The organism is Pseudomonas sp. PDM28, from assembly GCF_019219115.1.
In the GTDB taxonomy this organism is placed as follows: Bacteria; Pseudomonadota; Gammaproteobacteria; order Pseudomonadales; family Pseudomonadaceae; genus Aquipseudomonas; species Aquipseudomonas laurylsulfatiphila.
This window is the reverse complement of record NZ_JAHUWG010000005.1, coordinates 53,449-67,493: the sequence shown is the minus strand read 5'-3', so window position 1 is coordinate 67,493 and position 14,045 is coordinate 53,449. Positions and strand designations below refer to the sequence as shown.

General features: G+C 60.2%; 13 protein-coding genes. 4 read left to right on the top strand and 9 right to left on the bottom strand.

Annotation, left to right across the window (positions count from 1 at the left end):
* The first annotated feature begins 206 nt into the window (after positions 1–206).
* Complete coding sequence (gene mltF, locus KW841_RS12360; protein ID WP_218476294.1) at positions 207–1,667, top strand: membrane-bound lytic murein transglycosylase MltF; 1,461 nt, start codon at positions 207–209, stop codon at positions 1,665–1,667.
* A gap of 124 nt (positions 1,668–1,791) precedes the next feature.
* Here the strand turns inward: mltF and pdxJ are convergent, their stop codons facing one another.
* The 8 genes from pdxJ to lptF all read right to left on the bottom strand — a co-directional run bounded on the left by pdxJ (position 1,792) and on the right by lptF (position 10,227).
* A complete protein-coding gene (gene pdxJ, locus KW841_RS12355; protein WP_218476292.1) occupies positions 1,792–2,538 on the bottom strand; it encodes a pyridoxine 5'-phosphate synthase in 747 nt (248 codons plus the stop codon).
* Between the two features lie 50 nt (positions 2,539–2,588).
* Positions 2,589–3,278 carry a DNA repair protein RecO gene (gene recO / locus KW841_RS12350; RefSeq protein WP_218476290.1) on the bottom strand — a complete coding sequence of 230 codons (690 nt, stop codon included), beginning with the start codon at positions 3,276–3,278 and terminating at the stop codon, positions 2,589–2,591.
* A gap of 174 nt (positions 3,279–3,452) precedes the next feature.
* Entirely contained in the window at positions 3,453–4,355 is a 903-nt protein-coding gene (era, locus tag KW841_RS12345) for a GTPase Era (RefSeq protein WP_007973959.1), read from the bottom strand.
* Positions 4,348–5,037, bottom strand: coding sequence for a ribonuclease III (gene rnc, locus KW841_RS12340; RefSeq protein WP_007973960.1), 690 nt, complete (start codon positions 5,035–5,037; stop codon positions 4,348–4,350). Before rnc ends, era begins: the two co-directional genes overlap by 8 nt.
* Before the next feature lie 186 nt (positions 5,038–5,223).
* Positions 5,224–6,078 (bottom strand): signal peptidase I, encoded by an 855-nt coding sequence (gene lepB, locus KW841_RS12335; protein WP_015093643.1) that lies wholly within the window; start codon positions 6,076–6,078, stop codon positions 5,224–5,226.
* Positions 6,079–6,083: 5 nt separating this feature from the next.
* Entirely contained in the window at positions 6,084–7,883 is a 1,800-nt protein-coding gene (gene lepA / locus KW841_RS12330) for a translation elongation factor 4 (RefSeq protein WP_007973962.1), read from the bottom strand.
* A gap of 171 nt (positions 7,884–8,054) precedes the next feature.
* Entirely contained in the window at positions 8,055–9,116 is a 1,062-nt protein-coding gene (lptG, locus tag KW841_RS12325; RefSeq protein WP_218476288.1) for an LPS export ABC transporter permease LptG, read from the bottom strand.
* Positions 9,109–10,227 (bottom strand): LPS export ABC transporter permease LptF, encoded by a 1,119-nt coding sequence (gene lptF, locus KW841_RS12320; RefSeq protein WP_218476286.1) that lies wholly within the window; start codon positions 10,225–10,227, stop codon positions 9,109–9,111. The genes lptG and lptF overlap by 8 nt, the downstream gene beginning before the upstream one ends.
* Positions 10,228–10,658: 431 nt before the next feature.
* Between lptF and KW841_RS12315 the strand changes: the two genes are divergently transcribed.
* From KW841_RS12315 to KW841_RS12305, 3 genes are all read left to right on the top strand, one after another.
* Complete coding sequence (locus KW841_RS12315) at positions 10,659–12,149, top strand: leucyl aminopeptidase (RefSeq protein WP_218477248.1); 1,491 nt, start codon at positions 10,659–10,661, stop codon at positions 12,147–12,149.
* Between the two features lie 62 nt (positions 12,150–12,211).
* A complete protein-coding gene (locus KW841_RS12310) occupies positions 12,212–12,640 on the top strand; it encodes a DNA polymerase III subunit chi (RefSeq protein ID WP_015093639.1) in 429 nt (142 codons plus the stop codon).
* Positions 12,641–12,648: 8 nt separating this feature from the next.
* Positions 12,649–13,056, top strand: a complete 408-nt coding sequence (locus KW841_RS12305) for a DNA polymerase III subunit chi (RefSeq protein WP_102699111.1) — start codon at positions 12,649–12,651, stop codon at positions 13,054–13,056.
* Between the two features lie 139 nt (positions 13,057–13,195).
* Here KW841_RS12305 and KW841_RS12300 read toward each other — a convergent pair whose 3' ends face one another.
* Positions 13,196–13,963, bottom strand: coding sequence for a sulfite exporter TauE/SafE family protein (locus tag KW841_RS12300; RefSeq protein ID WP_218476284.1), 768 nt, complete (start codon positions 13,961–13,963; stop codon positions 13,196–13,198).
* Between the last annotated feature and the right edge of the window lie 82 nt (positions 13,964–14,045).

Below are 14,045 nucleotides of genomic sequence, written 5' to 3'. Positions count from 1 at the left end.
CTACGCACGGTTGCACTCGGGTGTCGATCTGTGTTTCTGCCCCGAAAGTCAGGTTAACCGGGCGTGTGACGACAGCTTATTTTTACTGTAACAAAACGCAGAAAAGCCCCGTTCCTGCGGGGTTTCGGCCAGATTTGTGATCGCTAGCAGACAACCCCTTCACTGTCGAGATATGGCGCCCGCGGTCCTTTGCGTATACTGCGCAGATGTTTTTCCCAATGGCTTTGCGTCCGCGGTACGCCAAATGGCTGATCGCAACCGGACTCTTCCTGATGCTCGGTGCCTGTGTTGATAAACCCAACACGCTCGAGCGCGTAAAGGAGGATGGTGTGCTGCGGGTGGTTACCCGAAACAGCCCCGCCACCTACTTTCAGGATCGCAACGGTGAAACCGGCTTCGAATACGAGCTGGTGAAGCGCTTCGCCGACGATCTGGGGGTCGAGCTCAAGATCGAGACCGCCGACAACCTCGATGACCTGTTCAACCAGGTCGGCAAGCCCAACGGCCCGGTGCTGGCAGCGGCCGGCCTGGTCAGCAGCGAAGAACGCAAGAAGCAGGTGCGCTTCTCCCACTCCTATCTGGAAGTCACCCCGCAGGTCATCTACCGCAACGGCCAGTCACGGCCGACCGACGCCAAGGACCTGGTGGGCAAGAAGATCATGGTGCTCAAGGGCAGCACCCACGCCGAACAGCTGGCGCAGCTGAAACAGAAATTTCCCGGCATCGAATACGAAGAGTCTGACGCAGTCGAGGTCGTCGATCTCCTGCGCATGGTCGACGAAGGCCAGATCGACCTGACGCTGGTCGACTCCAACGAAGTCGCGATGAACCAGGTGTACTTCACCAACATCCGGGTCGCCTTCGACCTCGGTGACGCCAGCAACCAGAGCTGGGCCGTAGGGCTGGGCGACGACAACAGCCTGCTCAACGAAATCAACGACTACCTCGACAAGGTCAAGAAAAACGGCACCCTGCAACGCCTCAAGGATCGTTACTACGGGCACGTCGACGTGCTCGGCTACATGGGCGCCACCACCTTTGCCCAACACTTGCAGCAACGCCTGCCCAAGTACGAACAGCACTTCAAGTCGTACGCCAAGAAGGAGAAAGTCGACTGGCGCCTGCTGGCGGCTATCGGCTATCAGGAATCGCTGTGGCAACCGACCGTCACGTCCAAGACCGGTGTGCGCGGCCTGATGATGCTGACCCAGAACACCGCGCAGGCCATGGGCGTGTCCAACCGCCTCGATCCGAAACAAAGCATCATGGGTGGCGCCAAGTACCTGGCCTACATGAAGGACCAACTCGACGACTCGATCCAGGAACCGGACCGCACCTGGTTTGCCCTGGCGGCCTACAACGTCGGCAGCGGTCATCTGGACGACGCACGCAAACTGGCGGCCAAGGAAGGATTGAACCCGGACAAATGGCTGGACGTGAAGAAGATCCTGCCGCGCCTGTCCGAGAAGAAGTGGTACAGCAAGACCCGTTACGGCTACGCCCGCGGCGGCGAACCGGTGCATTTCGTGGCGAACATCCGTCGCTACTACGACATCCTGACCTGGGTAACCCAGCCGCAGCTTGAAGGCGACCAGGTCGCCGAGGGCAAACTGCTTGTGCCGGGGATCGACAAGAGCAAGCCGGCGCAGGAGCCTGCGCCGCTCTGACAGCCACCACCAAACAAATGTGGGAGCGAGCTTGCTCGCGATGAGGCCCTTTCAGTCACATCGATTGTGTCTGTCAGACCGCTATCGCGAGCAAGCTCGCTCCCACAGGGTTTTGTGTTGTTTTTTAAGCCTTGGCAGCCGCCGCCAGAATCAGCGCCTTCATCTCCGAAACAGCCGACTTGAAGCCAACGAACAACGCATGGGCCACCAGCGCATGCCCGATGTTCAGCTCGTTGATGCCCTTGATCGCCGCCACGGCTTCCACGTTGTGATAATGCAGGCCATGCCCGGCATTGACGATCAACCCCTGGGCCAGGCCGAAGGCCACGCCATCGGCGACACGCTTGAGTTCTTCGGCGACTTCGGTCGGTGTCTCGGCATCGGCATAACGCCCGGTGTGCAGTTCGATGGCCGGGGCACCAACACGGCGCGAGGCTTCGATCTGACGCTCATCGGCGTCGATGAACAGCGACACTTCGGAGCCGATCTTCGACAGGCGCTCGACCGCCGCCTTGATCCGCGCTTCCTGCCCCGCCACGTCCAGTCCGCCTTCGGTAGTCAGTTCCTGACGGGTTTCCGGCACCAGGCAAATGTGCGCCGGGCGGATGCGTTCGGCGAACTGCATCATTTCTTCGGTGATGCCCATTTCGTAGTTCATGCGGGTTTGCAGCACGTCCTTGAGCACCAGAACGTCGCGTTCCTGAATGTGCCGGCGGTCTTCGCGTAGGTGCACGGTGATGCCGTCAGCGCCCGCCTCTTCCGCGTCCAGCGCTGCCTTGACCGGGTCCGGATAACGGGTGCCCCGGGCCTGACGCAGGGTGGCAACGTGGTCGATGTTCACGCCAAGAAGAATACGGGTGCTGGTGGTCACGGAAAGCGCTCCAGAAGAAGAGAAAGTTCGGTGCACAGCATACGGTGTGATCAGGGCTTGCGAAACAGCTCGCGACTGACAAGTGGACGGCCGCCCAGGTGAACGGCCAACGCCTGGCGCATCAAGCGCTTGGCGGCAGACAGAGCGCCAGGGGCAGACCAGTCGGCCTCAGCCATGGCCAGCAGTTCGGTGCCGTTGAACAGACCCGGTTGCAGCAGGTAGACCCGCTCCAGCCCGGCATCCACTTGCAAACGGTAGAGGCCGTCCGGTGCGATGGGCTCATCATGGATATCCGTAGTCAGTGAGAATCCGTAGCCGAGGTCATCGAGCAAGCGCCATTCGAAGGAGCGCAGCAAGGGCTCCAGGGGTCGACCTTCGGCCAGGGCCAGCAAGGTGGCGGCGTAATGATCGAACACCGAGGGGAGCGGATCTTCAGCGGGCAACAGGCGAATCAGCAATTCATTGAGGTAAAGACCGCTGAACAGCGCCTCGCCATTGAGCCAGGTGGAAACACCGGCACTTTCCATGCGCCCGACGTTCTTCAGCTCACCCTTGCCCCGGAACTCGACTTCCAATGGCACGAACGGCCGCGCCAGCGTCCCGGCCTTGCCCCGCGCACTGCGCAATACTGCCCGCAGCCGGCCTTGCGGCGTCAGGAAATCCACCAGCGCACTGTTTTCACGGTAGGCGCGGGAGTGCAGGACGTAGGCGGGTTGGCCGATTGGCGGGGTTGAGGACATGGCAATCAGAATTCTCAAGATGGGAACACGATCTTACAAACACCCCAAAACCAATGTGGGAGCGAGCTTGCTCGCGATTGCGGTCTGTCAGTCAACATTGACGTTGAATTTCAGTTCCTCATCGCGAGCAAGCTCGCTCCCACAGGGTTTCTCTGGTGTATCAGGAACCGAGTCTTACAGGTCGCCATAACCCAGCGAACGCAGCGCACGCTCGTCATCGGACCAGCCGCCCTTAACCTTGACCCACAGGTTGAGCATGATCTTGGAGTCGAACAGCAGCTCCATGTCCTTGCGCGCTTCGGTGCCGATTCGCTTGATGCGCTCGCCCTTGTCGCCAATGATGATTTTCTTCTGGCCATCGCGCTCGACGAGGATCAAGGCATGGATGTGCAGGGTCTTGCCCTGCTGCTTGAACTCTTCGATCTCGACGGTGATCTGGTACGGCAGCTCGGCGCCCATCTGGCGCATGATTTTCTCGCGCACAAGCTCCGCGGCGAGGAAGCGGCTGCTGCGGTCGGTGATCTGGTCTTCCGGGAAGAAGTGATCGTTTTCCGGCAAGTGCTCGGCAATCACGCGCTCCAGTGCATCGAGGTTGTGCCCGTGCTGTGCGGAAATCGGGATGATCTGCGCATTCGGCAGCTGCTCCTGCAACCAGCTCAGGTGCGGCATCAGCTCGGCCTTGTCTTCGATGCGATCGGTCTTGTTCAGGGCCACGATCAGCGGGCCGGTCACGTACTGGACGCGCTCGAGCACCATCTGGTCTTCTTCGGTCCACTTGGTGCGGTCGACCACGAAGATCACCACGTCGACGTCTTTCAACGCCGCCGAAGCAGTCTTGTTCATGTAGCGGTTCAGGGCCTTCTCGCCCCCCTTGTGCATACCGGGGGTGTCGACGTAGATCGCCTGCACGTCGCCCTCGGTCTTGATACCGAGCATGTTGTGACGGGTGGTTTGCGGCTTGCGCGAGGTGATCGCCAGCTTCTGACCCAGGATGTGGTTCAGCAGCGTGGACTTGCCCACGTTCGGACGGCCGACGATGGCAACATAGCCACAGCGCGTTGCGTTTGTATCAGTCATTGCCATTCTCCACACCCAGGGCAATCAGTGCTGCGGCGGCCGCTACCTGTTCGGCAATACGACGGCTCACACCCTGACCTCGGCTTTTTTCATTCAGTAAGATGATTTCGCATTCGACGAAGAACGTCCGGCAATGCGGCTCACCCTGGATATCCACCACTTCGTAACGCGGCAGCTCACAACCACGGGACTGCAGGAACTCTTGCAGGCGGGTCTTTGGATCCTTGTTGGTGTCGACCAGCGTCAGGCCTTCGAACTCTCCGGCCAGCCAGGCGAGCACACGCTCGCGGGCCACTTCCATGCCGGCATCGAGGTAGATCGCACCGATCAGCGCTTCCAGGGCATCGGCCAGAATCGACTCGCGACGGAAACCGCCGCTTTTCAGCTCGCCCGAGCCCAGGCGCAGGTACTCGCCCAGATCGAAACCACGGGCCAGTACGGCCAGGGTCTCACCTTTCACCAGGCGTGCGCGCAAACGCGACAACTGGCCTTCGCGGGCCAGCGGGAAACGCTCGAACAACGCCTCGCCGGCGACGAAGTTGAGGATGGCGTCACCGAGGAATTCCAGGCGCTCGTTGTTACGCCCGGCAAAACTGCGGTGGGTCAGGGCCAGGACCATCAGTTCCTGATCCTTGAAGGTGTAGCCGAGCTGACGCTCTAGACGGCTTAAGGAGACGCTCACGGTTTACCCACGCTGAGTTCGTGGTTCGATTGCACTGCCATCGCCGAGAGGCGGCGCAGGCTTGGGACAATTAACGCTGTGTTCAAAAATAACGTCCTGAATATCATTGGCTTCATGCTTTTTTCCGTCACCTTCTTCAGGTTCCAGAAATGCATTCGGCGCTGTGTTCAACAGCGCCGTGTTTGATTACTTGATCAGGCCAACCCGCGAGAAATTCGGCAGGTGACTGAGTTTGGGTTCCGGCCAGCTCATCCAGACCGCGAAGGCCTTGCCGACGATATTCTTGTCGGGAACCATGCCCAGCAGATCCTTGGGAATGCTTGGGTCATCCCAGTAGCGACTGTCGTTCGAGTTGTCGCGGTTGTCGCCCATCATGAAGTAGTGCCCGGCCGGCACGGTCCACGAATGGTCCGGCATGGCGCGGTAGCGACTCATCTCTTTACGGATCATGTGCTCGGCGGCACCGAGTTTTTCCTTGTAGAGCTCGGCGCTGCCCAGCGTGCCCGGCTCGGAGCCGACCAGTTGCTCGGCAATCGATTGACCGTTGACGAACAGACGCTTGTCGGCGGTGTAGCGAACCGTGTCACCTGGCAAGCCAACCACACGCTTGATGTAGTTGACGTTCGGATCGCTCGGGTAGCGGAATACCATCACATCGCCGCGCTGCGGATCACCGACTTCGATGACTTTCTTGTCGATCACCGGCAAGCGGATCCCGTAGGAAAACTTGCTCACCAGGATGAAGTCACCGACATCCAGGGTTGGCTTCATCGAACCGGAAGGAATCTGGAACGGTTCCACCAGGAACGAACGCAGCACCAGCACGATGAACAACACCGGGAAGAACGACTTGCCGTACTCGACCAGCAGCGGCTCTTTGTTCAACTGCTCGACCACGACCATGTCAGGCTGGCTGACGCTGCCCTGATAGGAAGCGATGGCGGCACGCCGACGCGGGGCCAGGATCAACAGATCGAGCAACGCCAACAGGCCGCAGACAAATACGGCGATGACCAGCAACAGCGGGAAATTTAGTGACATAGGACCTAACTATCCAACCTGAGCACTGCAAGGAAGGCTTCCTGTGGAATTTCCACGTTGCCGACCTGCTTCATGCGTTTCTTACCGGCCTTTTGCTTTTCCAGCAGCTTTTTCTTACGGCTGACGTCACCACCGTAGCATTTGGCCAATACGTTCTTTCTGAGCGCCTTGACGGTTGTCCGCGCCACAATCTGCCCGCCAATGGCGGCCTGGATTGCCACGTCGAACATCTGCCGCGGAATCAGATCCTTCATCTTCTCGGTCAACTGGCGACCTTTGTAGTGCGAATTGTCACGATGCACGATCAGCGCCAGGGCGTCGACCTTGTCACCGTTGATCAGCACGTCCAGTTTCACCAGGCTGGCCGATTGGTAACGATCGAAATGGTAGTCCAGAGAAGCATAGCCGCGACTGGTGGATTTCAGGCGATCGAAGAAGTCCAGCACCACTTCGTTCATCGGCAAGTCGTAGGTCACTTGTACCTGAGAGCCGAGGAACAGCATGTCGACCTGTACACCGCGTTTTTCGATGCACAGGGTAATGACGTTGCCCAAGTGCTCTTGCGGCACAAGAATATTGGCACGCACGATCGGCTCGCGCATGTCTTCGATGGCAGACAGGTCCGGCAGTTTCGACGGGTTATCGACGTAGATCGTCTCGCCGGTCTTGAGCAGCAGCTCGAAGATTACCGTCGGCGCCGTGGTGATCAGGTCCAGGTTGTACTCGCGCTCCAGGCGCTCCTGGATGATTTCCATGTGCAGCATGCCGAGGAAGCCGCAACGGAAGCCGAAGCCCAGGGCGTCGGAGCTTTCCGGCGTGTATTGCAGCGACGAATCGTTGAGGGTGAGCTTTTGCAGCGCCTCGCGGAAGTCTTCGAAGTCGTCGGAGCTGACCGGGAACAGGCCGGCGTACACCTGCGGCTGGATGCGCTTGAAGCCTGGCAGCACGTCGACGTCCGGCGTCGAGCTCAAGGTCAGGGTATCGCCCACTGGCGCACCGTGAATGTCCTTGATGCTGGCGATGATGAAGCCCACTTCGCCGGCCTTCAGGTCAACGGTCGGGGTGTGTTTCGGGTTGAAGACACCGACGCTGTCCACCAGGTGGATCTTGCCGGTGGACTTGACCAGGATCTTGTCGCCCTTCTTCACGCGGCCGTGGCGCACGCGCACCAGGGACACAACGCCCAGGTAGTTGTCGAACCAGGAGTCGATGATCAACGCTTGCAGCGGATCTTCGATGTTGCCGGTCGGCGCCGGAATGGTGGTCACCAGGCGCTCGAGCACTTCATCGACGCCCAGACCGGTCTTGGCAGAGCAAGTGACCGCGTCGGTGGCATCGATGCCGATGATTTTTTCGATTTCTTCCTTGACGCGCTCAGGATCGGCCTGCGGCAGGTCGATCTTGTTCAGCACCGGCATCACTTCCAGGCCCTGCTCGATCGCCGTGTAGCAGTTGGCAACCGACTGTGCTTCAACGCCTTGACCGGCGTCGACCACCAGCAGCGCGCCTTCACAGGCCGCCAGCGAACGGCTGACTTCGTAGGTGAAGTCAACGTGGCCGGGGGTGTCAATGAAGTTCAGTTGGTAATTGATACCGTCTTTGGCTTTGTAATACAGAGTAACGCTGTGCGCCTTGATGGTGATCCCGCGCTCGCGCTCGAGGTCCATGGAGTCCAGGACCTGGGCTTCCATTTCGCGCTCGGCCAGGCCGCCACACATCTGGATGAAGCGATCGGCCAGCGTCGACTTGCCATGGTCAATGTGGGCGATGATGGAGAAATTGCGGATATGACTCAAATCACTCACGGATCAACACTCAAAAAGGCTGCAGGCATAGCCCGCCGAAAAATAGCCGGGAATTGTACCTGATCCACGGCACAAGCGTCACGTTCGCAGGTCAGACGGCACCTACAAAAACGCCCCGGTCTTGCGACAAGGGCGTTTTTGATCGTCAAAGCGCTCGGAAAAGGCCCGCCATCAACCGGCCCGGCGCAACAGCCAGAGCCCGGCCACGGCACAAATACCCGCCGGCACCAGCACCGAAAGCAAGGGTGGGAAGCCGAACACCTGGCTCGAAGGGCCCAGCAAATCCTGAACGATGCGGAATGTGAAGCCCACCAGCACGCCGGTGAACACCCGTTGACCCAGGGTCACCGAACGCAGCGGACCAAAGATGAAGGAAATCGCCATCAACACCAGGGCGGCAGTCACCAGCGGTTGCAACACCTTGACCCAAAATGCCAGCCAGTAACGGCTATTGTTCAACCCCTGGTCCGCCAGGTAGTGGATATAACCCCACAGACCGCTGATCGACAGCGACTCTGGCACCATGACCACCGTGCTCAGCAATTGCGGACTCAAGGCCACGTTCCAACGCTCGACCGGGGTCGACACCACTTCAGTGCTGCGCTCGTGGAACACCGTGGTCGTGACGTCCGTCAACTGCCAGTGATCCGTGTCGAACTCGGCACGCTTGGCGAAACTCGCCGACAGCATGTGCCGTTCGCTGTCGATACGATAGCGGGTCACGCCGTACAGGATGCCGTTAGGCTGCACCGAGTTGACGTGAATGAACTCATCGCCCTGGCGGTGCCACAAACCGTGCTTGGCGCTTTGTGCATCGCCGCTGCCCTGGGCCAGCGAGCGATTGGCCTGCGCGGCGGTTTCAGCAGGCGGAGCGACGTACTCGCCGATCAGCAAGCCCGCCAGCATCAACACCAGCATCGGTTTCATGACCGCCCAGACGATCCGGCCGATCGACACACCGGCGGCGCGCATGATCGTCAATTCACTGTTGCTGGCCAGAGTGCCCAGGCCGATCAGGCAACCGATCAGCGCGGCCATCGGCAGCATTTCGTACATCCGGCGCGGCGCGGTCAACAACACATAACTCAGCGCATCGACCAGGGTGTAGGTGTCGCTGACTTCACTCATCTCGTCGATGAAGGCAAACAGCGTCGCCAGACCAAGAATGATCCCGAGCACCGCCAGAATCGCCATGAACACGCTGCTACCAATGTAGCGATCCAGCTTAACCACGGGCCACCTCCAGCGCGCTGCGGCGACTCGCCCTCATCAAGCGCAAGGGTTCCCAATAGAGCAGGCCCAGGCCAATGGCCAGGAAAATCCCGTGCACCCACCACAAGCCCACCACTGCGGGGATCTTGCCTTTATCAAGGGCACCACGGGCGGCAATCAGAATGGTCAGGTAAGCCATATAGAGAAGAATCGCCGGCAGCAATTTGAGGAATCGACCCTGACGCGGGTTGACCCGCGACAGCGGCACCGCCATCAAGGTGACGATGAACACCAGCAATGGCAGCGAGATGCGCCATTGCAATTCGGCACGCATGCGAATGTCTTCACTGCCGATCAACGTACTGGTCGGCATCGCGTCACGGTCGGTGACTTCGTCGCTGACTTCCGGCTTTGGCAGCAACACACCGTATTCGTCGTACTTGATCGCCCGGTAGTCGGCCTGACCCGGACTGCCGTCATAGCGATAGCCGTTGTCCAGGATCAGGTAGCGGTTGCCGTCCGGTCGAATTTCCTGACGCCCCTTTTCCGCCACCAGCACAGAAATTCCGCGATCCTTGTTGTTGGAACTGATGTTCTTCTGCGAGATGAACACGCCACCCAGGTTCACGCGATCATCCGACATGCGCTCGGTGTAGGTGACCCGGGTGCCGTCACGCAGGGACTGGAAGCGCCCCGGCTCCAGGGTATCGAATTCGGTGAGGGCATCCTGCTTGTTCAGCAGCAGCTGAAACTGATTGGCTCCCTGTGGCGCCAGGCTCAGGCTCAACCAAGCCACCACAAGTGCAACCAGGGTGGCCGGAAACATCGTCATCCAGACCAGCCGCTGCTGGCTCATGCCGGTGGCCGAGAGCACGGTCATTTCACTTTCGAGGTACATCCGCCCGTAGGACAACAGGATCCCGAGAAACAGCCCCAGCGGCAGGATCAGCTGGAGGAACCCCGGCATGCGAAAGCCCATGATCAGGAACAGCGAGCCCGGATCCAGCAGGCCCGAGGCGGCCTGGGCGAGGTATTTGATGAAGCGACCGCTCATGATGATGACCAGCAGCACGGCGCTGACGGCGCTCAAGGTCAACAGGACTTCGCGGGACAGATAACGGAAGACGATCAAACCAGACACTCCAGGGTTGTCAGGCTAAGGCGGCCAAACAAGCAAACGTATCGGACAGCCCGCAAGACAGAGCCGCCGAAAAAAGATGGCGCATTATCCTGTGATTGGGTGCGCCTGTCACTGCGCAATGCATTGGGGCGCAGGGTGTAGGGGTGAGCTTGTTCCGGGCGGCGTTCCGACGATGGTCGTCAATGATAGCGCGGGGAGCCTGAAGCCCCGCGGTGGTCTCGGGTTCTTCGCGAGCGGGCTCGCTCCTACAGGGCCGTCAATTCCATGAAGATCGTACAACCGAGGGTTGTCAGCCGCCGGTAGCGAGGTTCAAACTGCGGCCTTTGTCGCCGGTCGATCCTGGCGCCTTTCTTTATATAAGCAATCGACGCACATAAGGTGTCGGGTGCATGCGTGATAACCATCAATTCAGGGACCCGGACATGGAACTGGTTGTAAAAAGCGTCAACCCGGAAACGTTGAAGACCGCCACTCTCGTGGTCTCCGTCGGCGAAGGCCGCAAGCTCGGTGCCGTTGCCAAACAACTCGACGAACTGAGCGGCGGCGCGATCAGCGCAGTGCTCAAGCGCGGCGACCTGGCCGGCAAGGTTGGCCAGAGCCTGTTGCTGCACAGCTTGCCGAACCTCAAGGCCGAGCGCGTGCTGCTGGTGGGCGTTGGCAAGGACGACGAACTGGGTGACCGCCCGTTCCGCAAGATCATCGCCGGCATCCTCAACACCCTGAAGGGCCTGGGCGGCAGCGACGCGGTACTGGCCCTCGACGAAATCGTGGTCAAAGGCCGCGACAGCTATGGCAAGACCCGCCTGCTGGCCGAAACCCTGGTGGACGGCGAATACAGCTTCGAGCAGTTCAAGAGCCAGAAAGCCGAACCCCGCTCCCTGAAGAAAATCACCCTGCTGACCATCAAGGCCGCCCAGGCCGAAGTGCAGCGCGCCGTGACCCACGCCACTGCCATCGCCAACGGCATGGCCTTCACCCGCAACCTGGGCAACCTGCCGCCAAACATCTGCCACCCGACTTTCCTCGGTGAGCAGGCGAAAGACCTTGGCAAGGAATTCAAGGATCTGAAAGTCGAAGTCCTCGACGAGAAGAAGATCAAGGCGCTGGGCATGGGTTCGTTCTACGCCGTCGGCCAGGGCAGCGCCCAGCCGCCACGCCTGATCGTCATGCAATACAACGGCGGCAAGAAATCCGAGAAGCCGTATGCGCTGGTCGGTAAAGGCATCACCTTCGACACCGGCGGCATCAGCCTCAAGCCAGGCGCCGGCATGGATGAAATGAAGTACGACATGGGCGGTGCCGCCAGCGTGTTCGGCACCCTGCGTGCCGTGCTGGAACTGAAGCTGCCGATCAACCTGGTGTGCATCCTGGCCTGTGCCGAGAACATGCCGAGCGGCAACGCTTCGCGCCCTGGCGATATCGTCACTACCATGAGCGGCCAGACCGTCGAAATCCTCAACACCGACGCCGAAGGCCGCCTGGTGCTGTGCGACGCCCTGACCTACTCCGAGCGTTTCAAGCCACAAGCCGTGATCGACATCGCCACCCTGACAGGCGCCTGCATCGTTGCGCTGGGCTCCCACACCTCGGGCCTGCTGGGCAACAACGACGAACTGATCGGCCAACTACTGAGCGCCGGCAAGGCTGCCGACGACCGCGCCTGGCAACTGCCGCTGTTCGATGAGTATCAGGAACAGCTGGACAGCCCGTTCGCCGACATCGCCAACATTGGCGGCCCGAAAGCCGGCACCATCACCGCCGCCTGCTTCCTGTCGCGCTTCACCAAGAACCTGAACTGGGCGCACCTGGACATCGCCGGCACCGCCTGGACCAGCGGCGGCAAGGACAAGGGCGCCACTGGCCGTCCGGTTCCTTTGCTGACCCAATACCTGCTGGACCGCGCCAAAGCCTGAAACCAATGACCCTGGGGGGCATTGCTTTCGGGCAGTGCCCCCCCCAGGGCTCAGGAACCGCAATGACCAAAGTCGACTTCTATATCCTGCCCAGCGCCGATCCTTCGGCACGCCTGGATTTCGCCTGCAAGCTCACCGAAAAGGCCTGGCGCATGGGGCACCGTGTCTACCTGCATTGCAGCGACGCCGCCCAACGCAACGATCTCGACGCACGCCTCTGGACGTTCAAGGGTGAAAGCTTCGTGCCCCACGGCCCCGCCGAAAACGAACCGGATGGCCTGATTGTCCTGGGTCTGGGTGACGATTGCGGTCAGCATCAGGACTTGCTGGTCAATCTCGACCTGAAAGTCCCAGCCTTCGCCCAGCGTTTCGCCCGCGTGGCGGAAGTGGTGGTGGAGGACCCGACGATTCGCCAGGCCGCGCGGGAGAGTTTCCGTTTCTACCGCGAACAGGGCTATCCTCTGCAAGATCACCGTTTACAGCGACTCTGAGCCTTCCAATGGACACTCCAAAACCGCTGCAACAGTCCGCGCACCTGCTGGACGACCTTGAGTCGATCCGCCAATTGCTCGGCGATGACAACCTGCAACCGCCCCTGCTGACCGACACGGTCGAGGAAGGCGATCAGGAACAGATTCCCATGTTGTTCGACGCGGTCAGCGAGCCTTCGCCGCCCGTCGAACCGACAGCCCCCGCCCCGATCGTTGAACCGGTCATCGCGGCTGCGCCGGCGCCTGCCGCCAGCAAGAACCCGGATGACCTGTTGCACCTGGACAGCGAACTGCGCGCTGCCGCGCAGTTGATAATGCAAGACGTGATCGACGATTTCGCCCCGCACATCGAGACCGAAATCAAACGCCGCCTCAGTGCACGACTGGAGCGATTGTTGAGCCAGTACAACGACTGAACAACTTGCGGCGAGGGCTCTTCTGTGGGAGCGAGCTTGCTCGCGATGAGGGGGTCACATTCAACATTGATGTGTCTGTTCGACCGCTATCGCGAGCAAGCTCGCTCCCACAAAAAGCCCCCTGCAACAGGTTGAATCTTCAGGTGCTGAGATAGCGCCCGATCAACGCAATCCCACTGGCCAGCACCAGCCACGTCACCAGGCGCACGAACGCCTCGCGAGACATCCGCATAGTCAGGCGCCGCCCGAACCACAACCCCAGCGCCATCGCCGGCAACAAACACACCGCCAGCACCAGCAACGGCAAATCGGCATACACCCCGGCAATAGCAAACAGACTCAAACGGACCACCGTGCTGCAACTGATCAGCGCACTCTGGGTCGCCCTTGCCGCATCTTTCGGCAACCGACTGTTCAGATAAATCGCATAGAGAAAGCCGCCGCTGCCAAACAACGCGCCAAACATCCCGCCCACCGTGCCCATCGGCAGAGCCCACACGGCAGACAATTGCGTCGGGCGGGTTTTGACCCATAGGCTGTAGATCGCATAGGCGCTGATAAAGAGCCCCATCAACAGCAACAACAGATCGGACTTGAGGTTCAGCAGGAAAATCACCCCCAGCGTGCAGCCCACCGCCATGCACGGCAGCAGCCGCAACAACTCCTGTTTTGCCACATCCCGCCGCGAAGGCAACAGATTGCCGAATGCCGCGACAAAATCGAGCAACACCAGCAACGGCACGATCTTCGACAGCGGCATGAACAGAATCAGAATCGGCCCGGCGATCAACGCCGTACCGAACCCGGCGATGCCGAACACAATGTAGGCCAGGGCGATGCCTGCGCCGATGACCAGCCAGTCCATGGCGCTGAAAGGCCATTGGTTCAACAACGTCAATACGCTCATTGCAGCGTTCCTCTACTTTAAGTTCGCTGACTTTAGCCATCGCCGAGCGTTGCGACTAATATCATCAAAGCCACTAACCCAT

Bases quoted from the DNA above. Each gene is read 5' to 3' on its own strand.
- mltF (WP_218476294.1), top strand. From the start codon at position 207: ATGTTTTTCCCAATGGCTTTGCGTCCGCGGTACGCCAAATGGCTGATC.
- recO (WP_218476290.1), bottom strand. From the start codon at position 3,278: ATGTCCTCAACCCCGCCAATCGGCCAACCCGCCTACGTCCTGCACTCC.
- era (WP_007973959.1), bottom strand. From the start codon at position 4,355: ATGACTGATACAAACGCAACGCGCTGTGGCTATGTTGCCATCGTCGGC.
- lepB (WP_015093643.1), bottom strand. From the start codon at position 6,078: ATGTCACTAAATTTCCCGCTGTTGCTGGTCATCGCCGTATTTGTCTGC.
- KW841_RS12315 (WP_218477248.1), top strand. From the start codon at position 10,659: ATGGAACTGGTTGTAAAAAGCGTCAACCCGGAAACGTTGAAGACCGCC.
- KW841_RS12310 (WP_015093639.1), top strand. From the start codon at position 12,212: ATGACCAAAGTCGACTTCTATATCCTGCCCAGCGCCGATCCTTCGGCA.
- KW841_RS12305 (WP_102699111.1), top strand. From the start codon at position 12,649: ATGGACACTCCAAAACCGCTGCAACAGTCCGCGCACCTGCTGGACGAC.
- KW841_RS12300 (WP_218476284.1), bottom strand. From the start codon at position 13,963: ATGAGCGTATTGACGTTGTTGAACCAATGGCCTTTCAGCGCCATGGAC.